The 20,468-nt window shown below is 71.1% G+C and carries 30 protein-coding genes; 20 read left to right on the plus strand and 10 right to left on the minus strand.

Annotation, left to right across the window (positions count from 1 at the left end):
• The first annotated feature begins 74 nt into the window (after positions 1-74).
• From C2865_RS01055 to C2865_RS01070, 4 genes are all read left to right on the plus strand, one after another.
• Positions 75-986, plus strand: a complete 912-nt coding sequence (locus tag C2865_RS01055; RefSeq protein WP_106396375.1) for an ATP-binding cassette domain-containing protein — start codon at positions 75-77, stop codon at positions 984-986.
• A complete protein-coding gene (locus C2865_RS01060; protein ID WP_106396376.1) occupies positions 983-1,729 on the plus strand; it encodes an ABC-2 transporter permease in 747 nt (248 codons plus the stop codon). Before C2865_RS01055 ends, C2865_RS01060 begins: the two co-directional genes overlap by 4 nt.
• Positions 1,730-1,832: 103 nt before the next feature.
• Positions 1,833-2,957, plus strand: coding sequence for a sensor histidine kinase (locus C2865_RS01065; RefSeq protein ID WP_157963500.1), 1,125 nt, complete (start codon positions 1,833-1,835; stop codon positions 2,955-2,957).
• Positions 2,954-3,613 (plus strand): response regulator, encoded by a 660-nt coding sequence (locus C2865_RS01070; RefSeq protein WP_106396378.1) that lies wholly within the window; start codon positions 2,954-2,956, stop codon positions 3,611-3,613. Before C2865_RS01065 ends, C2865_RS01070 begins: the two co-directional genes overlap by 4 nt.
• Here the strand turns inward: C2865_RS01070 and C2865_RS01075 are convergent.
• The 3 genes from C2865_RS01075 to C2865_RS01085 form a co-directional block, all read right to left on the minus strand.
• Positions 3,577-4,083, minus strand: a complete 507-nt coding sequence (locus C2865_RS01075; RefSeq protein WP_157963501.1) for a MarR family winged helix-turn-helix transcriptional regulator — start codon at positions 4,081-4,083, stop codon at positions 3,577-3,579. The two genes, C2865_RS01070 and C2865_RS01075, sit on opposite strands and share 37 nt — an antisense overlap.
• Positions 4,084-4,121: 38 nt before the next feature.
• The gene (locus C2865_RS01080) at positions 4,122-4,520 is read right to left on the minus strand and encodes a ribosomal maturation YjgA family protein (protein WP_106396380.1); all 399 of its coding nucleotides are present in this window, start codon (positions 4,518-4,520) and stop codon (positions 4,122-4,124) included.
• Positions 4,521-4,618: 98 nt separating this feature from the next.
• Positions 4,619-4,984 (minus strand): DUF3817 domain-containing protein, encoded by a 366-nt coding sequence (locus C2865_RS01085; protein ID WP_106396381.1) that lies wholly within the window; start codon positions 4,982-4,984, stop codon positions 4,619-4,621.
• Between the two features lie 244 nt (positions 4,985-5,228).
• On the opposite strand from C2865_RS01085, the gene C2865_RS01090 reads away from it, so the two are divergent.
• Positions 5,229-5,846 carry an ATP-dependent Clp protease proteolytic subunit gene (locus tag C2865_RS01090; protein ID WP_106396382.1) on the plus strand — a complete coding sequence of 206 codons (618 nt, stop codon included), beginning with the start codon at positions 5,229-5,231 and terminating at the stop codon, positions 5,844-5,846.
• Positions 5,843-6,433 carry a ClpP family protease gene (locus C2865_RS01095; RefSeq protein WP_269802679.1) on the plus strand — a complete coding sequence of 197 codons (591 nt, stop codon included), beginning with the start codon at positions 5,843-5,845 and terminating at the stop codon, positions 6,431-6,433. Before C2865_RS01090 ends, C2865_RS01095 begins: the two co-directional genes overlap by 4 nt.
• A gap of 4 nt (positions 6,434-6,437) precedes the next feature.
• Here C2865_RS01095 and C2865_RS39150 read toward each other — a convergent pair whose 3' ends face one another.
• Both C2865_RS39150 and C2865_RS01100 read right to left on the minus strand, forming a co-directional pair.
• Complete coding sequence (locus tag C2865_RS39150; protein WP_157963502.1) at positions 6,438-6,581, minus strand: hypothetical protein; 144 nt, start codon at positions 6,579-6,581, stop codon at positions 6,438-6,440.
• A 70-nt stretch (positions 6,582-6,651) separates the two neighbouring features.
• Positions 6,652-7,020: a helix-turn-helix domain-containing protein gene (locus C2865_RS01100; RefSeq protein WP_106396384.1), complete on the minus strand. Its 369-nt coding sequence runs from the start codon at positions 7,018-7,020 to the stop codon at positions 6,652-6,654.
• A 282-nt stretch (positions 7,021-7,302) separates the two neighbouring features.
• Here C2865_RS01100 and C2865_RS01105 point away from each other — a divergent pair, with 282 nt between their 5' ends.
• The 5 genes from C2865_RS01105 (at position 7,303) to C2865_RS01120 (ending at position 11,079) form a co-directional block, all read left to right on the plus strand.
• Entirely contained in the window at positions 7,303-7,617 is a 315-nt protein-coding gene (locus C2865_RS01105) for a YciI family protein (RefSeq protein ID WP_232835411.1), read from the plus strand.
• Positions 7,614-8,930 carry an RNA polymerase sigma factor gene (locus C2865_RS41260; RefSeq protein ID WP_106396386.1) on the plus strand — a complete coding sequence of 439 codons (1,317 nt, stop codon included), beginning with the start codon at positions 7,614-7,616 and terminating at the stop codon, positions 8,928-8,930. Before C2865_RS01105 ends, C2865_RS41260 begins: the two co-directional genes overlap by 4 nt.
• A 436-nt stretch (positions 8,931-9,366) precedes the next feature.
• Positions 9,367-10,002 carry a maleylpyruvate isomerase family mycothiol-dependent enzyme gene (locus C2865_RS01115; protein WP_198652807.1) on the plus strand — a complete coding sequence of 212 codons (636 nt, stop codon included), beginning with the start codon at positions 9,367-9,369 and terminating at the stop codon, positions 10,000-10,002.
• 139 nt (positions 10,003-10,141) lie between these two features.
• Entirely contained in the window at positions 10,142-10,267 is a 126-nt protein-coding gene (locus C2865_RS41265) for a hypothetical protein (protein ID WP_269802680.1), read from the plus strand.
• A gap of 110 nt (positions 10,268-10,377) precedes the next feature.
• Entirely contained in the window at positions 10,378-11,079 is a 702-nt protein-coding gene (locus C2865_RS01120) for a nitroreductase family protein (RefSeq protein WP_198652808.1), read from the plus strand.
• 188 nt (positions 11,080-11,267) lie between these two features.
• Here C2865_RS01120 and C2865_RS01125 read toward each other — a convergent pair whose 3' ends face one another.
• Positions 11,268-11,555 (minus strand): DUF1330 domain-containing protein, encoded by a 288-nt coding sequence (locus C2865_RS01125; RefSeq protein WP_106396387.1) that lies wholly within the window; start codon positions 11,553-11,555, stop codon positions 11,268-11,270.
• A 220-nt stretch (positions 11,556-11,775) separates the two neighbouring features.
• Between C2865_RS01125 and C2865_RS01130 the strand changes: the two genes are divergently transcribed.
• From C2865_RS01130 to C2865_RS01150, 5 genes are read left to right on the plus strand one after another with little or no spacing between them, the layout of a single operon-like run.
• A complete protein-coding gene (locus C2865_RS01130; RefSeq protein ID WP_106396388.1) occupies positions 11,776-12,204 on the plus strand; it encodes an SseB family protein in 429 nt (142 codons plus the stop codon).
• Positions 12,201-12,524, plus strand: coding sequence for a DUF6317 family protein (locus tag C2865_RS01135; RefSeq protein ID WP_106396389.1), 324 nt, complete (start codon positions 12,201-12,203; stop codon positions 12,522-12,524). The genes C2865_RS01130 and C2865_RS01135 overlap by 4 nt, the downstream gene beginning before the upstream one ends.
• Before the next feature lie 15 nt (positions 12,525-12,539).
• Positions 12,540-13,355, plus strand: a complete 816-nt coding sequence (locus C2865_RS01140) for a WXG100 family type VII secretion target (RefSeq protein WP_106396390.1) — start codon at positions 12,540-12,542, stop codon at positions 13,353-13,355.
• A gap of 10 nt (positions 13,356-13,365) precedes the next feature.
• Positions 13,366-13,704, plus strand: a complete 339-nt coding sequence (locus C2865_RS01145; RefSeq protein ID WP_106396391.1) for a hypothetical protein — start codon at positions 13,366-13,368, stop codon at positions 13,702-13,704.
• A 48-nt stretch (positions 13,705-13,752) separates the two neighbouring features.
• Positions 13,753-14,364 carry a TetR/AcrR family transcriptional regulator gene (locus C2865_RS01150; protein ID WP_106396392.1) on the plus strand — a complete coding sequence of 204 codons (612 nt, stop codon included), beginning with the start codon at positions 13,753-13,755 and terminating at the stop codon, positions 14,362-14,364.
• Between the two features lie 6 nt (positions 14,365-14,370).
• Here C2865_RS01150 and C2865_RS01155 read toward each other — a convergent pair whose 3' ends face one another.
• Entirely contained in the window at positions 14,371-14,736 is a 366-nt protein-coding gene (locus tag C2865_RS01155) for a DoxX family protein (RefSeq protein WP_106396393.1), read from the minus strand.
• Between the two features lie 118 nt (positions 14,737-14,854).
• Between C2865_RS01155 and C2865_RS01160 the strand changes: the two genes are divergently transcribed.
• From C2865_RS01160 to C2865_RS01170, 3 genes are all read left to right on the plus strand, one after another.
• Positions 14,855-15,919, plus strand: a complete 1,065-nt coding sequence (locus tag C2865_RS01160) for a phosphotransferase family protein (RefSeq protein ID WP_232835280.1) — start codon at positions 14,855-14,857, stop codon at positions 15,917-15,919.
• On the plus strand, positions 15,916-16,512 hold the full coding sequence (locus tag C2865_RS39155) for a TetR/AcrR family transcriptional regulator (protein WP_198652809.1): 597 nt from the start codon (positions 15,916-15,918) through the stop codon (positions 16,510-16,512). Before C2865_RS01160 ends, C2865_RS39155 begins: the two co-directional genes overlap by 4 nt.
• Before the next feature lie 86 nt (positions 16,513-16,598).
• Positions 16,599-17,468 (plus strand): serine/threonine-protein kinase, encoded by an 870-nt coding sequence (locus C2865_RS01170; protein ID WP_106396395.1) that lies wholly within the window; start codon positions 16,599-16,601, stop codon positions 17,466-17,468.
• A 1-nt stretch (position 17,469) separates the two neighbouring features.
• Here C2865_RS01170 and C2865_RS01175 read toward each other — a convergent pair whose 3' ends face one another.
• The gene (locus C2865_RS01175; RefSeq protein WP_332873340.1) at positions 17,470-17,832 is read right to left on the minus strand and encodes a GNAT family N-acetyltransferase; all 363 of its coding nucleotides are present in this window, start codon (positions 17,830-17,832) and stop codon (positions 17,470-17,472) included.
• A gap of 10 nt (positions 17,833-17,842) precedes the next feature.
• A complete protein-coding gene (locus C2865_RS01180) occupies positions 17,843-18,610 on the minus strand; it encodes a pirin family protein (protein WP_106396397.1) in 768 nt (255 codons plus the stop codon).
• Positions 18,611-18,715: 105 nt separating this feature from the next.
• On the opposite strand from C2865_RS01180, the gene C2865_RS01185 reads away from it, so the two are divergent.
• Complete coding sequence (locus C2865_RS01185; RefSeq protein WP_106396398.1) at positions 18,716-19,189, plus strand: MarR family winged helix-turn-helix transcriptional regulator; 474 nt, start codon at positions 18,716-18,718, stop codon at positions 19,187-19,189.
• A gap of 9 nt (positions 19,190-19,198) precedes the next feature.
• On the opposite strand, the gene C2865_RS01190 is transcribed toward C2865_RS01185, so the two are convergent.
• Positions 19,199-20,464, minus strand: a complete 1,266-nt coding sequence (locus C2865_RS01190) for a metallophosphoesterase (RefSeq protein ID WP_106396399.1) — start codon at positions 20,462-20,464, stop codon at positions 19,199-19,201.
• Positions 20,465-20,468: the final 4 nt, after the last annotated feature.

Genomic DNA, 20,468 nt, shown 5'->3' on the forward strand with positions numbered 1-20,468 from the left:
ACTCTCCCGGCGGACGCCCGAGACGGGGCCGCACGCCTAACTTCGCTTCACACGCCGAACGTTGAGGAGGCAGTGTGATCGAGCTGCGTGAGCTGTGCAAACGGTACGGCGGGAGGACAGCCGTCGACGGGTTGTCTTTCCGGGTTCCGCCGGGGAGGGTGACGGGTTTCCTCGGGCCGAACGGAGCCGGGAAATCGACGACGATGCGCATGATCGTCGGCCTGGACCGGCCCACCGCGGGGAGTGCGACCGTCTGCGGGAAGGCGTACCGGGAGTTTCCGGCTCCGCTGCGGGAAGTGGGGACGCTGCTGGAGCCCGGGGCCGTACAGGGCGGGCGGACGGCTTTCCACCACCTGCTGTGGCTGGCGTACTCCAACGGGATCGGCGAGCGCGGAGTGCGGGAGGCGCTGGAGCGTGTCGGGCTCGGTGACGCCGGGCGGCGGAAAGTCGGCGGGTTCTCGCTCGGGATGACGCAGCGGCTGGGCATCGCCGCGGCCCTGCTCGGAGATCCCGGGGTGGTGCTGCTGGACGAGCCGATCAACGGCCTGGACACCGAGGGCATCCGCTGGTTGCGCGGGCTGCTGCGGGAGCTGGCCGGTGAAGGGCGGACGGTCCTGCTGTCCAGCCATGTGATGAGCGAGATGGAGCTGGTCGCCGACCATCTGATCGTCATCGGAAAGGGGAGGCTGGTCTCCGACAGTCCACTGCGGGAGTTCATCGAGCGGTATTCACGGGCTTCCACGACGCTTCGCTCCCCTGATGGCGAACGTTTCTGCGCCGTACTGCGGAGCCGTGGGGCCGCAGTACACGAAACGGGGAACGAACGTTACGTGGTGGAGGGGCCGGACGCCGTCACGGTCGGCTCCTGGGCCGCGGAACACGGCGTGACGCTGTACGAGCTGACGCCCCGCCACGCGTCTCTCGAGGAGATCTACACGGAGCTGACACGGGACGAGGGCGAGTACACGGCCAAGGGGGCGGCATGAACACCTTCCGTCATGCGGTGGCCGCCGAGTGGGTGAAGACGCGTTCGCTCCGCTCTACGGTATGGACGCCACTGGCGATCGTTCCGATGGTGGCGGGGATGGCGCTGTTCGTAGGGGTCACGGAAAGCCTGCAACCGGACGACACGGTGCTCGGAGGCAGCTTGACCGGGGCCGTTCTCGCGCAGTTCGCGGCCGCCGTCTTCGGTGTTCTGGTCGTCTCCGGCGAATACGGCTCCGGTATGCACCGGACGACGTTCACAGCGATGCCGCGGCGGAGTCTCGTCCTGGCCGCCAAGGGACTCGTCGTGTTCACCTTCACGGTGCTCTCGGCTTTCGTTGCCTCATGTCTGGGCCTCTGGATCGGGGCCTGGATGTTGTCGGGCAAGGGGTACTCCGATGGAGAACCCTTTCCGGCCCTCTTCGGCGTCGCATTGTGCATCGCGTTGACGGCGCTGCTCGGGCTCGCGGCGGGTGTGCTGCTGCGCCATTCGGCCGGTGCGATCACCGCCGTCATCGGGTTTCTGATGCTTCCCGGGCTGTTCGCGCCGCTCTTCGGGGACTTTCAGGGTTGGATCAGCGGTACGTCGCCGCAGGTCGTCCTGCAGAAGATGACGCAGACTTCAGACGTGACCGCTCAGAATGCGGGAAGTCTGGGGGCGTGGCCTTCGCTGGGTCTCGTGGCGGCTTACGCCGTCGTCCTTCTGGGGTTCGCGGGCGTCCGCCTGGTGCGCCGCGATGCCTGATCTCTCGACGCTGCTACGGGACCTGCGCTCGGATCTCTCGCCGGGCGCGGGCACTCCGTTGCTGCCCGGACGCGGGAGATTCTGGACGGCCTGGCTGCCTCACATGTTCGTCGCCCTGCTCGCGATGACGTTGGCGGGAGTCTCCTGGCACACTTTGATCGAGGACTTCGGGGTACCGAACCAGGTCTCAGCGGCCATCGGAATCACTCAGGCGTCAGCGCTGCTGTTCGCCCTCTACTGGCCGGTGTGGGGATGGTGGCTGTCTCTGGGGACGCTGATCATCTCGGCCGTCGTCGCCGCGGACGGACCGTTGTGGCCGGGACCGAACCTGGCGACGCATCTGTGCGTGCTGGCTCTGGTGGCATTCGCCGTACGTCCTCGCGTCCTGATGGAAATGTGGGTGCTGACGCAGCTCGCCGGGCTGCTGCTGGCGCTTTTCCTGACCGGACGGGGCGTGCTGGAAGGCGTGACCGCCATGGCGGTGTTCTCGGGTGCCGTATCGGTCACCGCCGGAGCGTTGAAGGCCCGGACGGAAGCCCTTCGGCGGCTGGCCGAAGAGGTGCGGACGGGTGATGAAGAACGAGCCCGGCGAGCGCGTCTGGAGGAGCGTGCACGGATCGCACGTGAGCTGCACGATGTCGTCGCCCACCACATGTCCGTCATCGCCATTCAGGCGGAGGCCGCTCCGCACCGCGTCGAAGAGCCGCCTCAGGAGCTCACCCGTGCGTTCGGCATGATCCGGCAGAACGCGGTGGAAGCCATGGCGGAACTGCATCGCGTGCTGAAAGTACTGCGCGAGGACGAACCCGGACCAGCGGAGGAGCCTCAACCCACACTGCAGTTGCTGGACGAACTGTTGTCAGGGGTGCGTGGGACAGGGCTCCAGGTGACGGTGAAAATCACCGGACAGCAGCGGCCACTGCCTTCGGGCGTCGAACTGTCGGCGTACCGGATCATCCAGGAGTCTTTGAGCAACGTCCTACGACATGCTCCCGACGCCCCTACGGAGATCACCCTCGACTACCAGCGCGACCGTTTCGACTTCCAGGTGCGCAATGGGCCGCCTTCGACGCCTTCGACAACGGAAGAACGTCCCGGGCACGGTCTCCCAGGGATGCGGGAACGAGTGGGCATGCTGGGAGGAGAGTTCACCGCAGGCCCTGAACCGGACGGCGGTTACGCCGTACGCGTCTCCCTCCCCGATCGCTCTGAAGGGCATGACACATGACGATCCGTGTGCTCCTCGCCGACGACCAGGCCATGGTGCGGGAAGGGTTCTCCATCCTGCTGGGAACGCAGCCCGACATCAACGTGGTGGGCGAGGCCGTCGACGGCAGGGACGCGGTGGAGCAGGCCGCGCGGCTGGCCCCGGACGTCGTCCTCATGGACGTCCGCATGCCCGTCCTCAACGGACTGGAGGCCACGCGCCTCGTCTGCGCGGAGCCGTCCGCTCCGAAGGTGCTCGTCCTCACGACCTTCGATCTGGACGAGTACGTCTACGAGGCGCTCCGGGCTGGGGCCAGCGGTTTCCTGCTGAAGACGGCCACCGGCCGGGACCTCGCCGAGGCCGTGCGGGTGGTGGCGGCCGGTGACGCCCTGCTCGCCCCGTCCGTCACCCGCCGGCTCATCACCGAGTTCGCCAGGCTCGGTCCGGCCAGGCCCACCGGCGTCCGGATCGAGGAGCTCACCGAACGGGAGACGGAGGTGCTGGTCCTGCTGGCGCGCGGGTTGTCGAACACCGAACTCGCCGAGCGGCTGTTCGTCTCGGAGCAGACGGTGAAGACGCACGTGAGCCGTCTGCTGGGCAAGCTCGGGCTGCGCGACCGCACCCAGGCCGTCGTCTTCGCCTATGAGAGCGGGCTCGTCCGTTCCGGGTCGTCGTGACAGGCGCCGGCGTACCCTCTGACTCTGTCGATCAGCCTGCCGCTCACCTTCAGGAAGGTGTCCAGCTCCTGCGGCGGCAGGCCGAAGAAGAGGTGGAAGGCGTTCTCGCTGAAGTCCTCTTGGGCCTTGTTCATCGTCTCGGTGCCCTTGGCGGTCAGGGAGACGAGCATCGCGCGGCGGTCGTTCGGGTGGCGCCTGCGGGTGACGTAGTCGTCGGTCTCCAGGGCGTCGACCAGGCCCGTGATGTTCCGGGGGGTCACGCCCACCACGTCGGAGAGTTCACGCTGCGTCACCGGCCCCCGGTGGTGCAGCACCCACAGCACCGACGCCCTCGCCCGTGACAGGCCGCGCTCGGTCAGACCCCGTTTCACGAACACGGCGGTGACCTCGGTCAGTTCGAGCAGGCGCTCGAGCGCGCTTCGCGCCCCGTCCCGAGAAAGAGAACACCGTTCGTCATCCAGCCGCTCCACTATGTCGCACCCTCCATTATGGAGAATAACGTGCGCGCTCAAGGAGCGGTCCTCGGAAGCGGCCGGGGCCTTGTCCGCGTGTGAACGGCGGCGACGAGAGCCGCACCGATCATATAAGGGACGAGGTCAGGGGCATGGAAGGTGGAACCGAACACCAGCCGGGCCAGAAAGCTCTGCTCCGCCCACTGCGCGGGCCAGGGCGTCAGCTGGAGGAACTCCACCGCCCAGCACACGCCGGCAGTCGCGGCCAGGAGGAGGAAAGGCCTCACACGCGGCGCGAGCAACAGGATCAGCAGGCCGATGAGGCACGCGTAGAGCACGCCCCCGGCGTACTCCCCGACCGCCCCGAAACCGATCAGGGTGACCCCGAGCCCCACCGCGAGGGTCACCGCGATCCCCGCCAGCACCGAAAGCCGAAAACGCAGCAGGCCGTTCATGGCCTGATGAGACGATCCCTCCTTCCCTCCGGTTCGGCTTTCCGGCGGGAAAAGGGAGGGCTCCGATATCCCGTGGATATCGGAGCCCATCCGGAAGGTCAGACCTTGGCGGATCCGGCGGTCGGGACCGCCGCCGCGCCCTCGGGCGGGGTGAGGCGGCCGCTGCGGCGCGCCCACACCTCGAAGACCACGGTGGCGAACGGCGGGACGGCGGCGACCAGGGCGAGGGCCGTGGTCCAGAAGAACGACCACTTCAGGCGGGCCGCGGCCAGGACCGCCACGACGACGTAGAGCATGAACACCCCGCCATGCAGCGGGCCGAAGATCTTGACGCCCAGCTCGGTCGTCTCCGGCACGTACTTGAAGTACATGCCGATCAGGAGTCCCGCCCAGGTGAACGCCTCCACGGCGGCGATCACCGAGAAGGCGCGGACGATGAGGCGGTCCCAGCCCTTGTCAGTCACTTCAGGTCCTCTCAGGGGTATGCGGTCGCCGAAAGAACGGCGGGAATCACCTCGCACGGGGCCTGGGGGTCTTCAGCACGGCGAAGTCACCGCCAGGATAAGGGCGCTCCCACCCGGCCCCTCCCCGGGTCGGGTGATCGCGGAGAGCTGCATTTCTCTGCTGTCGGCAGAGATCCCTGGGCGTCCTCCGGCCGCCGACCTAGCGTCGGTCGTGACATCGGCACCGAAACCGGGGAGAAGACCCATGCACACCGCCTCCGACGGGCCCGCCATCGGCGGGTCGCTCGACGACCAGCTGGCCGGGCGGCTGCTCCAGCAGCGCATCATCGTCCTGGGCACCGAGGTCGACGACCAGGTGGCCAACCGGATCTGCGCGCAGCTCCTGCTGCTGTCCGCCGAGGACCCGCGCAGCGACATCAGCCTCTACATCAACTCGCCCGGCGGATCCGTCAGCGCCGGTCTGGCCATCTACGACACGATGCGGCTCATCCCCAACGACGTGAGCACGCTGGTGCTGGGGCTCGCCGCGAGCATGGGGCAGTTCCTGCTGACGGCGGGGACGGCCGGCAAGCGGTTCAGCCTGCCGCACGCCCAGGTGCTCATGCACCAGGGCTCCGCGGGCTTCGGCGGCACCGCGGCCGACATCGAGATCTACGCCGGGCAGCTGGAGCGCATCGGAAGGCTGATGACCCGGCTGACCGCCGAGCACACCGGGCAGCCCGAGGAGAAGATCGAACGGGACAGCAGGCGCGACGCCTGGTTCAGCGCCGACGAGGCCCTCGAGTACGGGTTCCTCGACCACATCGTGGAACGGGTCGACGACGTCCGCCCGTCGCTCGTCCGCCAGAAGGTGGGTCTGTGATGAGCCAGTACATGATCCCGACCGTCGTGGAGCGCACGTCCAGCGGGGAGCGCGCCTTCGACATCTACTCGCGGCTCCTGGCCGAACGCATCATCTTCATCGGCACCGAGATCGACGACGGCGTCGCCAACGTGGTGATGGCGCAGCTGCTGCACCTGGAGTCGGTGAGCGGGGACGTCGACATCAACCTGTACATCAACTCCCCGGGCGGGTCGTTCAGCGCGCTGACCGCCATCTACGACACGATGCACTTCGTCAAGCCCGACGTGGCGACGACGTGCATGGGGCAGGCCTCGTCGGCCGCCGCCGTCCTGCTCGCGGCGGGGGCGCACGGCAAGCGCGCCGTCCTGCGGCACGCCAAGGTGATGCTGCACCAGCCTTCCGGCCAGGCGCGGGGCACGCTGCCCGACCTGGCCGTCCAGGCACGCGAGGTGGCGACGGTCCGCGCCGAGATGGAGGAGATCCTCAGCCGGCACACCGGACACCCCGTGGACAAGATCCGCGAGGACACGGACCGCAACCGCACCTTCAACGCGCACGAAGCCGTCGACTACGGTCTGGCCGACCAGATCATCATCACCCGGTGAGCGCTCACGCGGCCAGCCAGTAGGCGTCGCCGCACTCGCGGAGCAGCCGGACCGCCGGACGCGGCACCCGGTGAGCGCTCTCCCGGCGGGCTCCGCCGGACCCGAGGAGCAGCTGAGCCGCCGGACGCGGTGTCCGATGAGCGCTCACACAGCCACGTGGCGGGCTCCGCCGGACTTGAGGAGCGGCTGAGCCGCCGGACGCGGTGCGCGGTGAGCGCTCAGGCGGCCAGGCAGTAGGCGTCGCCGGACCTGCGGGCCGGTTGCGCCGCCCGGCGGCCGAGTGCGACGTCCAGCCTGAGGACGCGTTCGCGGTGGACGCGGTCGGCGGCCAGGCCGCGGCCCACCTCGGCCAGCACGTCGGAGAGTTCGACGCGCAGGGCGTCGCAGACGGCGGCGAGCACCTCGGAGGAGGCCTCCTTGCGGCCCCGCTCCACCTCCGACAGGTACGGCATGGAGATCTTCGCGGCCCTCGCCACGTCCTCCAGGGTGCGCCGCTGCTCGCGGCGCTCGCGACGCAGCACGTCGCCGAGCATCGTCCGCAGCAAGGGCCGGGGCTTCTCATCGCTACCGAAGGCCGGAGCCGGCATCCGTCTCTCCTCTTCCGCGGCTGCTTTCTTCAGCTGTATCCCGGAGGCCGGGGGCCCGGAAGGGCTTTTCGCCCCAGGCGTAGGGATCTCGGACCCTTCACCTGACGGCTCGCCGCCCGTGGCTGAACGCACGCCGACGCGCCGGACCATCCACAGATGTCGGCCAAGGCCTTCGGGCGGGCGCGGGAGGAGGCACGATCGATTCCGGGAGCGCCGTCCTTTTCCCGGGGCGCCGTTCGTCGTAGTGGCGACACCGATGTTCGGGAGGATCACGTGAAGTACATGCTGTTGATCTGCGGGGACGAGTCCGCCGCGGAGCACGCCGACGAGGGGTGCGGCGGCTGGTCGGAGGAGATGTCGGAGCGGGGCGTCCTGCAGGGCGGCGGCGGGCTGCGGCCGCCGTCCGAGGCGACGGCCGTGCGGGTGCGCGACGACGAGGTGCTGCTCACCGACGGGCCGTTCGCCGAGGCCAAGGAGCAGATCGGGGGCTACTGCATCATCGAGTGCGCCGACCTGGACGAGGCCATCGACGTCGCCGCCCGGCATCCGGCCGCGGGTTACGGCACGATCGAGATCCGGCCGCTCTGGGAGCCGTGAGCGCCCCGGTCGACGCCCGGACGGCGGTCGCCGAGGCCTTCCGCGACGAGTGGGGCCAGGTCGTGGCGACCCTGATCCGGGTGACCGGCGACTGGGACCTGGCCGAGGAGTGCGCCCAGGACGCCCTCACCCTCGCCCTGCAGCGCTGGGAGTCCGAGGGCGTGCCCCGCCGTCCCGGCGCCTGGCTCACCACGGTCGCCCGCAACCGCGCCGTGGACCGGATGCGCCGCGCCGCCGTCGGCGAGGCGAAACTCAGGGAGGTGGCCGCCATGGCCGTCGAGCCCCCGTCCGGGGAACCGCCGGACGACACGATCCCCGACGACGTGCTGCGCCTGATGTTCACCTGCTGCCATCCGGCCCTCGCGCCGGAGGCGCGGGTCGCCCTCACCCTGCGCGCCCTCGCGGGCCTGACCACGGCCGAGATCGCCCGTGCCTTCCTGGTCTCCGAGCAGACCATGGCCAAACGCCTGACCAGGGCCAAGCAGAAGATCAGGCACGCCGTGATCCCCTTCCGCGTCCCCGGGCCCGCGCTGCTCCCCGGCCGGCTCAGGTCCGTCCTGAGCGTGCTCTACCTGCTGTTCAACGAGGGCTACTCGGCGTCCTCCGGCGACGAGCTCGTCCGCCGGAACCTCACCGCCGAGGCCGTCCGCCTGACCCGCGTCCTCACCCGCCTGATGCCCGACGAGCCCGAGGCCGCGGGCCTGCTCGCCCTCATGCTCCTGCACGACGCCCGCACCCCCGCCCGCACCGGCCCCTCCGGCGCCCTGATCCCCCTGGAGGAGCAGGACCGCTCCCTGTGGGACCGCCCCCGGATCGAGGAGGGCGTGTCCCTCCTCGACCGGGCGATGGCCCGCCGCTCCCCCGGCCCCTACCAGGTCCAGGCCGCCATAGCCGCCTGCCACGCCACCGCGCCCACCCCCGCCGACACCGACTGGCCCCAGATCGCCGCCCTCTACGCCCGGCTCTCCCGCCTGACCCCCTCCCCCGTCGTCGAACTCAACCGCGCCGTCGCCGTCGCCATGGCCCGCGGCCCCGCCGCCGCTCTCCCCCTCCTGGACGCCCTCGACTCCACGGGCGCCCTCGCCGGCCACCACCTCCTCCCCGCCACCCGGGCCGACCTCCTCCGCCGCCTGAGCCGCCCCGCCGAAGCCGCCACCGCCTACCGCCAGGCCCTGGCCCTGGTCCCCACCGCCCCCGAACGCCGCTACCTCGCCCACCGCCTCGCCGCCCTCCCCCCGCCTTTATCCGTCTCCCCACCGACGCCTCCCCTTCGACACCGCCCTGCACCGGCCTCAAAGCACCAGAGTCCGTGACGAGAAGAGCACCCGCAGCGGAGACCCGTGACCCCGTTCTGCCCCGGCTTCGAAGCGCCCAGGCTCCGAATCCCGCAAGGACACGTGGTTCCACTCCGCACCGACCTCAAGAGAACCCGAGACCCGTGGCGAGAAGGACTCCGAACAGAGGTCCGTAACCCGGCCCCGCACCGGATTCAAAGCGTCCGGAGTCCGGAACGAGAAGAGCTCCCACAGGGGCGCGCGGTCCCGCTCCGCACCGGCCCCGAGAGAACCCGAGACCGGTGGCGAGAAGGGCTTCCGGAGCAGGGGTCCGTGGTGTTCTCCTGCGTCGGTTTCGAAAGTCCGGAGTTCGTGGTGGAGGGGTGTCCTGCAGGAGGGGGTCCGTTCGTCGGTGGGTGACGGATGCGAAGGCGGGTCCGCGGGGAAGTGGGCCGCCGGGATCGAGGGAGGACTCGTGGACGTGGACGAAGCGGAGATCAGGGAGCAGATCGCGGCCGAGCGGGAGGAGCTGGCGGAGTTGCTCGCGGGGCTTCCGGCGGAGGCGTGGGACGAGCCGACTCTGTGCGAGGGGTGGCGGGTGCGGGAGGTGGTCGCGCATATGACGATGCCGTTCCACTCGTCGACCTGGCGGTTCCTGACGGGGATGCTCCGGGCTCGGGGCGACTTCAATCGCATGGCCGACCGGTGCGCGCGGCAGGACGCGGAGGAGTACACGCCGGAGGCGTTCACCGCGATGCTGCGGGAGAACGCCCGCTTCCCCTGGAAGCCTCCGGGCGGCGGCTACGCAGGAGCCCTGTCGCACGACGTGATCCACGGTCTGGACATCACCGTGGCGCTGGATCTCGACCGCCGCGTCCCCTACGAGCGGCTCCGCACGGTCCTGGGAGGCTCCGACTCCCCCCGAAGCCGGAAGTTCTTCGGCACCGACCTGGCCGGTGTCCGCCTCCAGGCCGACGACCTGGACTGGTCTCTGGGCTCCGGCGAGCCCTTGACCGCCTCCGCCCAGGACCTCCTGCTCGTCCTCTGCGGCCGCCGTCTTCCGCCCGGCCGCCTCCACGGCGCCCCGGCCGCCCGCTTCACCGCCCCCTGACCTCCCGACGCTCCCTGACCTCCGGCGCTCCCTGACCTCCCGACGCCCGCGAACGGGCGCGGGTACAGGAGCGGCGCGGAGGCGGGGATCGAGGCGAAGGCATGGACGGAAGCCGAGGCGGGGCGGAGGCGGGGCAGGGATGGAGGCGGAGGTCGAGGCGGGGGCAGAGGTGGAAGCCGAGGCAGCGGCGGAGGTCAAGGCGGAGGCGGAGGTCGAGGCGGAGGCAGGGATGGAGGCGGAAGCCGAGGCGGTTTACGGCATCTGATGCACGAAGGGCTGTCTTGGGGGCGGTCGATCCTTTTATGATCAATTGGGGGGCGGCGAGATCGGCGGCCCCTGTTCGCGTTCGTGGCACGAGACCCCCGGAGCCGCCGCATGTCCTGTGAGCAGACCGCCTCTTCCGCCTTCGGCGCCGAAGGGATGCTCCCCCTGTCGGGGGTGGAGCTTCTGACGACGACGCGGGCCGTGCGCAAGCGGCTGGACCTCGACCGGCCCGTCTCCGACGACGTGCTGCGCGAGTGCGTGCGGATCGCGCTCCAGGCGCCGGCGCCGTCCAACCAGATCGCGGTGCGCTTCGTCGTCGTCACCGATCCCGAGGTGCGCCGGAGGCTCGGCGAGCTCTACCAGACGGGGTACGGCGTCTACCGGCAGCTGGACGGCATCTACATCGGCAGCATCGACAAGGAGGAGGGGGCCGAGCGGGAGCAGCAGGAGCGGACCGCGGTCTCGGCGGACCACCTCGCCGAGATCATGCCGGAGGTCCCCGCCATCGTCGTCGGCTGCGTCGCCGGGCGCGCCGAGAACATGGGGGCCTGGGTGACATCGTCGCTCCTCGGCGGCGCCATGCCCGCGCTGTGGTCGTTCATGCTCGCCGCGCGCCTGCACGGCCTGGGCACCTGCTGGACGTCCGTGCACCTCCAGCAGGAGGAGGCCGTCGCCGACCTGCTGGGCATCCCGTTCGAAGGCGTCACCCAGGTGATGCTCACCCCCGTCGCCCACTACACGGGCGAGACCTTCAAACCGGTCGACCGCCCCGACCCCGACGCCTTCATCCACTGGAACCGCTGGCAGGCCTGACGGCCCCCGGCCGCGAACGCGGACCGTCCGGACCCGCGTCCTGGCGGGAACCCCGCACCCTCACAGGGGCCCGCACCTTCACGGGAGCCCGCACCCCCACGGGAGCCCGCACCCTTGCGGGAGCCCGCACCCTTGCGGGAGGGCGCACCCTCACGGGGGCCCGCACCCTCGCGGGAGGGCGGGGCGGGTCACAGGCCTTTGGCGAGGATGACGACGCCGGTGGTGGCGGCGACGCGGTCCTTGGAGATCTCCTGGTATTCGGGGGAGTACGCCCATTTCTCGAAGGCGTCGCGGTCCGCGAAGGAGATGAGCACGACCTTGTCGTGGGGCCAGTCGCCCTCGATGACCTCGGGCTGTTCGTCGGCGGCGAGGAGGCGGCCGTCGTACCTGGTGAGGACGTCCATGAAGCGCGCGGCGTAGGAGGCGTAGCGCTCTCGGTCGTGGACGGAGAGCTGTGCCATGGCGTAGACCGTCATGGCCGGATGTTACCGAATCGGATTCGGCCGCTTGGCGGGAGAGCGGCTCGGCACGGCCGCCCGCCGCGCGCACGACCAGATGTATCGGCTTTTTTCACGACTTCTCGTGAACAAGATCGGAACGCGTTGAACGCCGTCTGCCTCTCCCCTAAGCTTTCGCGCAAATTACAGCGATCCATTCTCCTCATCCAGCTGTCCGATCGTGATGGAGGTTCCGGTCTTGGCGGACCCCAATCCCCCGAGCTCCCTCGATGCTCTGCTGAACCAGAGCACCCCCTACGCCCCCGAGGACGAGAACGAGCGGGCCCGGCGGCTGGCCGCCGCGAACGCCCCGTCCTCCGGGACCCCCGCGGGCGAGGCCCCGCCGCGCGAGAGGCACCTGTCGGAGCTGTCCACCGCCTTCGTCCCCACGATGCAGGAGGCCGGGCCGAACGAGCGGCCCAGGTACCAGCTGCGGGAGATGGTCGACGGCACCGCGGGCCTGGCCGTCTACACCTCGCTGGAGCTGCTCAAGGAGCGGCTCGGCGCGGACCAGCCCTGGGCCGAGGCCCCCCTGATCGAGCTCCTCTACATCGTGGGCAGGGACAAGATCGGTGTCGTCCTCAACCCCCACCTCATGACCGAGGACGGGCGGGGGGATGCCTCATGAGCGCCGAGATCAACGTCGTCTACCAGGACATCCTCGACTCGTCCTCCGTCTTCAAGACCCAGGGGGTGAAGTACGACGGCATCGTGCCCAAGGAGGTCGGCACCGTCCCCCAGGTCACAGAGTCCTCGCTCAGCGACGCCATCACCCGGGTCCTGGAGGCCATCTCCACCCTGCACGACTCCCTCGGGTCCTCCATGCAGATCCACGGCGACAAGCTGAAGACCGTCCACGACCGCTACCGCAACACCGAGGACGACATCGACGACCTCATGCGGAGCATCGACGATCCCGCGACCATCCAGCCGCGCGTGGGCTACTGACCTCAGGAGACCGAGATGGCACCGAAAGAACCGGCTCCCGTCCCGCCCGGCGTGCAGGCCGTCGGCGGCGAGCTGTCCCTGGGCGTGGACATCCACGGCCTGGCCGCCCTGGCCGGCAGGCTCTACGGCTACGTGCCGCCGAGCGAGGAGGTCGTGGAGGCCATCGAGCAGTCGGTGAAGAAGCTCGTCACCGACGCGGGCTGGAAGGGCGACGACGCCAACGGCTTCCAGGACGCCTGGGGCGAGGACGCGTCCGACGCCAAGAAGCTCTCGATGTTCATCGACGACGTGGCCCACGAGCTCGACCAGCTGGCGACGTCCCTCTCGGAGCTCCAGCTGGCGGTCAACGACCGTGCGGGGGAGTTCAAGGACAAGGCCGCGGCGGCCAAGGACGACGACCCCTTCGCGAGCCAGAACGCCGACAACGAGGCGTACCGGATCTGGATCGACGGCTTCCACCAGGCGCGCAAGCTCCAGGAGGAGTGCGCCAAGCGCCTGGTCGGGCTCTACTCCGGCAACGGTGACGGCTGGTCGGTCATGAACACCACCAAGTCGCTCTCGGACGACAAGAACCTCTCGAAGGACCTGCGCGACCGGCTCAACCACGTCGAGGACGAGCTCGACGACGGGCTGCCCGACGACGACTTCGACTGGACGGGTTTCGCCGGCTGGGTCGGCGGCGGCGCCGGGATCGGCGCGGCCATCGGCGCTCCGTTCGCCGGTGTCGGCGCGCTGCCCGGAGCCGCTCTCGGCGGCCTCATCGGGCTGGGCGCCGGGGTCGTCGTCGGCGGCGGCGGCTGGCTCGTCGACCAGATCGACGACTGGTTCTGACGGGCCGCCGATGAACCCCCTGCTCGGCGCGGCCGGCCCGTTCTTCCTGGGCCTCATGTGCGTCGTCCTCGGCGTGCGGCTCAGGAAGGGCCTCGGCGACGTCCAGGCCTCGCGCGGCGCCCGTGTCCCCGCGGCCCGGCTCCCCCTGCCGGTGCGCACCCGCGCGGGCGACGCCAACCTGCTGCTGGGCGCGGCCTTCCTGGCCGTCGCGGCCTGCTGCCTCTCCCCCGGCCCCGTCCTGCTGGCGCCGATCGCCCTCTGCCTCCTCCTCGGCTATCCCTACCTCATCCGCCACAGGGCGCTCAGGGCGGCCGCCGAGGAGGTCCTGCGGGCGGACTCGGGCGGCTGACGAGAGCCGGACACGCCGCGCATCCGCCGATTACCTAGAGTGATACCCATGGGGGATGCGGAGAGGGAGCGGATCGTCGACGTGGCGACGCGGTTGTTCGCCGAACTGGGGTTCGACGGCACCCCGTGGCGGTTGATCGCCGACACGACGGGGGTCGAGACGGGGACGCTGACCGGATTGTTCGGGGACAAGGCCAGCCTGTACCGGGAGGTGATGCTGGGGGTCCACCAGGCCGAACGGGACGCCCTGGTCGAGGCCGCCGCCTCGTTCACCCCGACCCGGCAGGGCGTGATCGACCTTGTCGACGCCTACCTCGACTTCCACGTCGAGCATCCCCAGGTCGTCGCCCTGTGGCTCCAGCGCTGGATAGGCGACGCCGCCGACATCCCCGACCTGGAGGAGCGGGTGCGCTCGTTGTCGGTCATGATGGCGAGCGCGGTGCAGGAGGTGACGGCGCCCGACATCGACGCCGAGTACATGATCTGGACGATCGTGTGGTGCGTGCACGGTTTCCTGTCCGGCGGCATCCAGCATCCCGGCCCCCACCGCTACCACGCCCGTGGCGAGCCGCTCAGCCCCCAGGCGTTGCGGCGCTTCCGCGCCCACCTGCACGCCCTCATCGTCCACATCACGGCCCCGCAGGACGACGGGGCGGGCTGACCGGCGTCACTGCGCGTCGCGCGCCACCTTCAGCGCCCACAGGACCAGCGGGATCTGCAGCGGAAGCCGGGCGTAGGCGACGGTGCGCAGCGGCGCGGGGCGGTCCCGCCAGTCGACCGCCATCTTGACGTTCGCCGGGAAGACCGCGGCGAACAGCCCCGCCGTCGCCAGCGCGCCGAGCCTGCGTGTCCTGGGCGCCGCCACGGCCGCGGCGCAGGCCAGCTCGGCGACGCCGCTGAGGTAGGTCCAGGTGCGCGGGCCGCCGGGAAGGCCCTGCGGGACGATCTTGTCGAACGGGCGGGGCGCCAGGAAGTGCAGGATCCCCATGCCCGCGAGCATGGTCGCCAGGTTCCGTGTCGAAGCAGTATCCATGCGCTCATTGTTCACTCACAGCCTTAGCGGGAGAAGAGCGCCGGAAGGGTCTTCGGTGGCGGCGCCTACTGAGCGCCCGGTATGTTACGGCGAGCGGAACCGAGTGCCGGGAGGAAACGTGGCGGGATCGATGGCGGCCGGCGAACCGCGCGCCGAGGACGCGTTCGACGTGGAGGCCGTGCACCGCTGGTTGTCGGAGCGCGTCCCCGGCCTGCCGGGGCCGCCGGAGGTGCGGCAGTTCGGCGGCGGCTCGTCCAACCTGACGTTCCTGCTGGCCTACCCCGGCCGGAACCTGGTGCTGCGCCGCCCCCCGCACGGCCGGAAGGCCGCCTCCGCCCACGACATGGGCCGCGAGGTCGCCGTCCAGCGCGGGCTCGCACCGTTCTGGCCGATGGTGCCGAAGGTGTACGGGTTCTGCGAGGACACCTCGGTGATCGGCGCCGAGTTCTACGTCATGGAGCACCTCGCCGGCGTGATCCTGGGCTCCGAGCTCCCGCCGGGGGTCGAGCTCGACCCGGCGCGGGCGCGCGTGCTGGGCGAGACGGTGATCGACACCCTGGCCGACCTGCACGGCGTGGACGTCGGGAAGGCCGGGCTCGCCGCGCTCGGCAAGGGCCAGGGGTACGTGCGCCGCCAGATCGAGGGCTGGTCGCGGCGCTGGCTCGGCGCGGCCACCGACGACGCCCCCGACGCAGGGCCGCTGCTGGCCTGGCTGGACGGGAACCAGCCCGGCGACGTCGCCGCCCGGATGCTGCACGGCGACTGGAAGCTCGACAACCTCGTCCTGGACCTGGACGGCCCGGCTCCGCGCGTCGTGGGCGTCCTGGACTGGGAGATGGCCACCGTCGGGGACCCGCTGATGGACCTGGGCGCGTCCATGGCCTACTGGGTCACCGCCGACGACGACCCCTTCTTCGCCCTGCTGCGCCGCCAGCCCTCCCACCTACCCGGCATGCCCACCCGCGAGGAGATGGTCGCCCGCTACCTGGAGCGCACCGGCCTGCCCGCGAACGGCTGGCGCTTCTACGAGGTGTACGGCCTGTTCCGCCTCGCGGTCATCGCCCAGCAGATCTGGGCGCGCTACCGCGCCGGGCAGACCACCAACCCGGCCTTCAAGGACTTCGGCTCCGCCGTCGCCGTCCTCGTCGACCGCGCGACCCGGCTGATCCCGGAGCGGGCGTGAGCGGCGCGGCGGTGCGCGGCGAGGGCCGCGAACGCATCCTCGCCGCGGCCACCGACCTCTTCGCCCGCCAGGGGTACGAGGCCACCGGCACCCGGCAGATCGCCGAGGCCGCGCAGGTCACCAAGGGCGCCCTCTACCACTGGTTCGACTCCAAGCAGCACCTGCTGATCTGCATCTACCGCGACCTGCTCGCCGAGCAGACCGGCCGGCTGGCCGCCATCGCCGCCGAGGACGCCCCGGTCGAGCGGCGGCTGCGCGCCGCGGTGCTCGACCTCGTCGAGCACGTCGCCGAGCACTTCGAGCCGCTGACCGTCTGGGCCCGCTCGACGCACCTGCTGGAAGGCGAGCCCGCCGCCGCCATCCGCGCCGACCGCCGCCGCTACCACCAGATGTTCCGCAACCTCCTGGCCGAGGGCCAGGAGGCGGGCGCCGTCCGCACGGACGTCTCGGCGAGCGTCATGGCGCACGGCTTCCTCGGCACCGTCAACAACGTCCACACCTGGTTCGGGGCGGACGGCCCGCTCACCCACCGCCAGGTCGGCCGCCAGCTCGCCGTGCTCTTCCTGGACGGCCTGCGCCCGCCGGAGAGATGATCACCACTTCGTCCCCCGACAGCCCGTCACGGCGGACTTGACGCATTCCAGCCCAGGTCGGGGAGCGATTCAGTAATCTGCCCCCCATGGGAGTGGTCGGGACCTGGCGCGTCCCCGGATACGACGAGGTACGGGAGCTGAGCAGCGGGTCACAGGGCCGTACGGTCCTGGTCCGCCACCACAGCTCCGGCAAGCCCTATGTCATCAAGTACCTGACCTCGACGAACCCGGCGACCCGCCGCAGGTTCGAGGAGGAGTCGTCCCTCATCCAGCAGATCTTCAGCCCGTACGTGGCCCGCTGGTACGGGCACCTGGACCAGGGTCCCGTCGCGGCGATCCTCCTGGAGGCCGTCGACGGCGTCCCCCTGCGGGACGTCCTGACCTGGCACGGGCACCTGTCGCCCGAGGCGGCGCTGGCGGTGCTCAAGAGGTCGCTGCTCGGGCTGCAGGAGGCGCACTCGCGGGGGATCGTGCACCGCGACTGCAAGCCCGCGAACATCGTGGTGCGCCGCAACGGGCTGAGCAAGCTCGTCGGCTTCGGCGTCGGCACGCTGGCCGGGGAGCGCCGGCATCCGGGCACCCCGGCCTACAAGGCGCCGGAGCAGTGGCTGAACGCCTCCGCCGTCCCGGCGACCGACGTCTACGCCGTCACCTGCGTCTTCTTCGAGTGCCTCACCGGCCGCCCTCCCCTGGGCGCCGCCAAGGAGGCCCACCTGTCGGAGCCGGTCCCCCTCGACCACGTCCCCGAGCCGCTGCACGACCTCGTCCTCAGCGGCCTCGCCAAGAGCCTCCTGCACCGCCCCTCCAGCGCGGCGGGTTTCGCCGCCGACCTGGAGAGGCGCGCCACCTCGCTCTACGGGCCGGAGTGGGAGCGCCACGGCATCACCCTGCTCGGCGGCCTCGCCGGGAGCCTGGCCCCGCTCCTTCCGGAGGCCGAGCCCGACCCCGCCCGCTGAGTCAGGCCGGGGACGCCGTCCCCGAGCCCTCTGAGCCGAGCTCGAAGCGGGCGCGGCGGTCGGCGGGGACCAGGTCGAGGTATTCGGGGTGGCGCTGGATGTAGCGGCGCACGAACGGGCAGAACGGAAGGACGTCGAGGCCCTGGGCGCGGGCCGCGTCCAGGGCGCCGCGGACCAGGACCGAGCCGAGCCCGCGGCCCCCGAACCGCGGGTCGATCTCGGTGTGCAGGAACGACAGGCCCGCAGCGGTGCGCTTGTAGTCGATGAAACCGGCCAGGTCGTCGTCGAGGAAGACCTCGAAGCGGTGGGCCTGCGGGTCCTCGGTGACCCGGGTCTGCTGCTGTTGCATGCTGCGCTCCTTCAGGGGGTCGGGTTCAGGCGGCGACGGCGGCGTGCATCTCCCACACCAGGATCTCGGCGTCCGCCACCGCGGTGACCTGCTGGCCGCCCGTGGCGGTGAAGCGCACCGCGTCCCCGGTGTCCAGTGCTCCGGCGCCTTCCAGGTTCACCCTGCCACGCGGGACGAACAGGTGCAGATAGGGGGCTTCGGGCAACTGCACGCTCTGGCCGGCCGCGAGGCGGGCGGCGTACAGGCCCGCGTAGCGGTTCTTGATGCGGATGGCCGCGGCGTCGCGGTGCTTGTCCATGCCGGACGCGACCGGCACGAGGCCGCCCTTGAGGAGCTCGTCGCCGATCTCCAGCTGCTCGTAGCCGGGGGCGATGCCGGCCTCGTCGGGGACGACCCACATCTGCACGAAGTGCACCGGCTCGTCGTGGGCGTCGCCGCCCCGCAGCCGCCAGGAGTCGTTCTTCTCCGAGTGCCGGATGCCGGTGCCCGCGCTCATCCGCTGGGCGAGGCCGGGGTAGATGACGCCGTTGTGCCCCTCGGAGTCCTGGTGGACCAGCGAACCCTGGAGCACCCAGGTGACGATCTCCATGTCCCGGTGCGGGTGGGTGTCGAAGCCGGTGCCGGGCCGTACGACGTCGTCGTTGTTGACCAGCAGCACCCCGTGGTGGGTGTTGGCGCGGTCGTGGTGGTGGCCGAAGGAGAAGGAGTGCCGGGAGGTCAGCCAGCCGGCCTCGGTGGGGAAGCGCTCGGCGGAGCGGCGGATGTCGATCTGCGGGGTCGAAGTGGCGGCCATCGTGACCCTCCCAAGAAGATGACGTGTCATGTACCTGCCCCAACCTATCCGGGTCCCCGCTCATTCCGCAAGATGACATGTCATCTAAACCGCTACAGTGAGGCCATGAGCGACACCCGGTGGCTGAACGACGACGAGCAGCGCTCCTGGCGTGCCTACCTGCGCCTGCAGGGAGCGCTCGGCGCGGAACTCAACCGGCGCCTGCAGGCCTCCTCCGGCCTGTCCCTGGCCGACTACGACGTCCTCGTCCACCTCACCGACGCCCCCGATGGGCGGCTGCGCCCCTACGAGCTGCAGCACGAGCTGCACTGGGAGCAGAGCCGCCTCTCCCACCACCTGAGCCGCATGCAGAAACGCGGCCTCGTCCGGCGCGAGGAGTGCGACGAGGACGGGCGCGGCGCCTACGTGCTGCTCACCGAGGCGGGCCGCCGGGCGATCACCGAGGCGGCCCCCGACCACGTCGAGACCGTCCGCCGCCTGTTCATCGACGCCCTGTCCCCCGAGCAGATCACCGCCCTGGAGGAGCTCGCCACCCGGGTCCTCGCCCGCCTGGAGGAACCCGCCGGAGACGCCGGCTGATCCCGGGGCTCAGGCCTGCCGGGAGGCCAGCTCGATCACGGTGATGTCGGAGGGCGCGCCGACCCGGACCGGCGGGCCCCACGCGCCCGCGCCCCGGGAGACGTACAGCTGGGTGTCCTCGTAGCGCTCCAGCCCGGCGAGGGTCGGGTTGGCCAGGGCCGCCACGTAGCTGACGGGCCACATCTGCCCGCCGTGCGTGTGCCCGGACAGCTGGAGGTCCACCCCGTGGCGGACGGCGTCGTGGACGACCACGGGCTGGTGGGCGAGCAGTACGGAGGCGCGCGTGCGGTCGCGGTCGCCGAGCGCGCGGGCGAAGTCCGGGCCCTGCCCCTCGTCCTCGCCCGCCAGGTCGTTGACGCCGGCGAGGTCGAAGCCGGGCAGCTCGACGCGGGCGTTGGGCAGCAGGTGCAGGCCGAGCCCCTGGACGTGCTCGACCCACTGCTCCGCGCCGGAGATGTACTCGTGGTTGCCGGTCACGAAGTAGGCGCCGTGCCGGGCGCGCAGCCCGGCCAGGGGCGCCACGGCGGGGCCCAGGTCCTCGACGTTCCCGTCGATGAGGTCGCCGACGACGGCGATGGCGTCCGACTGGGTGGCGTTGATCGTGTCGACGACCCGCTGGGCGAAACCGCGGCCCAGGACCGGGCCGAGGTGGATGTCGCTGACGACGGCGATCCGGAAGCCGTGCGCGCTGCGCGGCAGCTTGGCCAGCGGGACCGTCACACGCTTGACCTTCGGCCCGCGGAGCGTCCCGTACGCGCCGTAGCCGACCGTCCCGAGCGCGGCGGCCGCGGCTGTCCCCGCCACCACGCGGGAGACGAAGAGCCGCCGCGAAGGGCCTCCGGCCCGCTCCGGCGCGTCGGACGCAGGCTCCGGAGCGGCCGCCGGGGACTCCTCGGACGCCTCCCCCGCCGGCACCGTCACGAGCTCCGACACCTTGGCCTGGCGCGGCGCCTCCTTCTCGCGCGGCAGCCGGACCAGCAGCGGCCGGACGAGCTCGCCGACCGCCAGCGCCAGCAGCAGGTACAGGAAGACGGCCAGCCACAGGTACCCCGGCCAGGCGATGACCTGCACCACCTCGAACGGCAGCACCGTCCTCCCGCCGACGAAGGTGGCGACCGTCAGCAGCGGCAGCCCGATCATCACGATCCGGCCCGCCCGCCGCGCGGCCGACCCGGGGGCCGTCGTGTCCCTGACCAGCCGCCGCCAGACGTACCAGTGCAGCACGCCGAGCAACGTCAGGACGGCGACCGCGACGAGAACGAAGACGACGACCACGACA

Origin of the sequence: Actinocorallia populi (genome assembly GCF_002995495.1) — a bacterium.
Taxonomy (GTDB): domain Bacteria; phylum Actinomycetota; class Actinomycetes; order Streptosporangiales; family Streptosporangiaceae; genus Actinocorallia; species Actinocorallia populi.

Bases quoted from the DNA above. Each gene is read 5' to 3' on its own strand.
- C2865_RS01060 (WP_106396376.1), top strand. From the start codon at position 983: ATGAACACCTTCCGTCATGCGGTGGCCGCCGAGTGGGTGAAGACGCGT.
- C2865_RS01065 (WP_157963500.1), top strand. From the start codon at position 1,833: ATGTTCGTCGCCCTGCTCGCGATGACGTTGGCGGGAGTCTCCTGGCAC.
- C2865_RS01070 (WP_106396378.1), top strand. From the start codon at position 2,954: ATGACGATCCGTGTGCTCCTCGCCGACGACCAGGCCATGGTGCGGGAA.
- C2865_RS01080 (WP_106396380.1), bottom strand. From the start codon at position 4,520: ATGAACGGCCTGCTGCGTTTTCGGCTTTCGGTGCTGGCGGGGATCGCG.
- C2865_RS01090 (WP_106396382.1), top strand. From the start codon at position 5,229: ATGCACACCGCCTCCGACGGGCCCGCCATCGGCGGGTCGCTCGACGAC.
- C2865_RS01100 (WP_106396384.1), bottom strand. From the start codon at position 7,020: ATGCCGGCTCCGGCCTTCGGTAGCGATGAGAAGCCCCGGCCCTTGCTG.
- C2865_RS01105 (WP_232835411.1), top strand. From the start codon at position 7,303: ATGCTGTTGATCTGCGGGGACGAGTCCGCCGCGGAGCACGCCGACGAG.
- C2865_RS41265 (WP_269802680.1), top strand. From the start codon at position 10,142: ATGGAGGCGGAGGTCGAGGCGGGGGCAGAGGTGGAAGCCGAGGCAGCG.
- C2865_RS01120 (WP_198652808.1), top strand. From the start codon at position 10,378: ATGTCCTGTGAGCAGACCGCCTCTTCCGCCTTCGGCGCCGAAGGGATG.
- C2865_RS01125 (WP_106396387.1), bottom strand. From the start codon at position 11,555: ATGACGGTCTACGCCATGGCACAGCTCTCCGTCCACGACCGAGAGCGC.
- C2865_RS01135 (WP_106396389.1), top strand. From the start codon at position 12,201: ATGAGCGCCGAGATCAACGTCGTCTACCAGGACATCCTCGACTCGTCC.
- C2865_RS01140 (WP_106396390.1), top strand. From the start codon at position 12,540: ATGGCACCGAAAGAACCGGCTCCCGTCCCGCCCGGCGTGCAGGCCGTC.
- C2865_RS01145 (WP_106396391.1), top strand. From the start codon at position 13,366: ATGAACCCCCTGCTCGGCGCGGCCGGCCCGTTCTTCCTGGGCCTCATG.
- C2865_RS01150 (WP_106396392.1), top strand. From the start codon at position 13,753: ATGGGGGATGCGGAGAGGGAGCGGATCGTCGACGTGGCGACGCGGTTG.
- C2865_RS01155 (WP_106396393.1), bottom strand. From the start codon at position 14,736: ATGGATACTGCTTCGACACGGAACCTGGCGACCATGCTCGCGGGCATG.
- C2865_RS01170 (WP_106396395.1), top strand. From the start codon at position 16,599: ATGGGAGTGGTCGGGACCTGGCGCGTCCCCGGATACGACGAGGTACGG.
- C2865_RS01180 (WP_106396397.1), bottom strand. From the start codon at position 18,610: ATGGCCGCCACTTCGACCCCGCAGATCGACATCCGCCGCTCCGCCGAG.
- C2865_RS01185 (WP_106396398.1), top strand. From the start codon at position 18,716: ATGAGCGACACCCGGTGGCTGAACGACGACGAGCAGCGCTCCTGGCGT.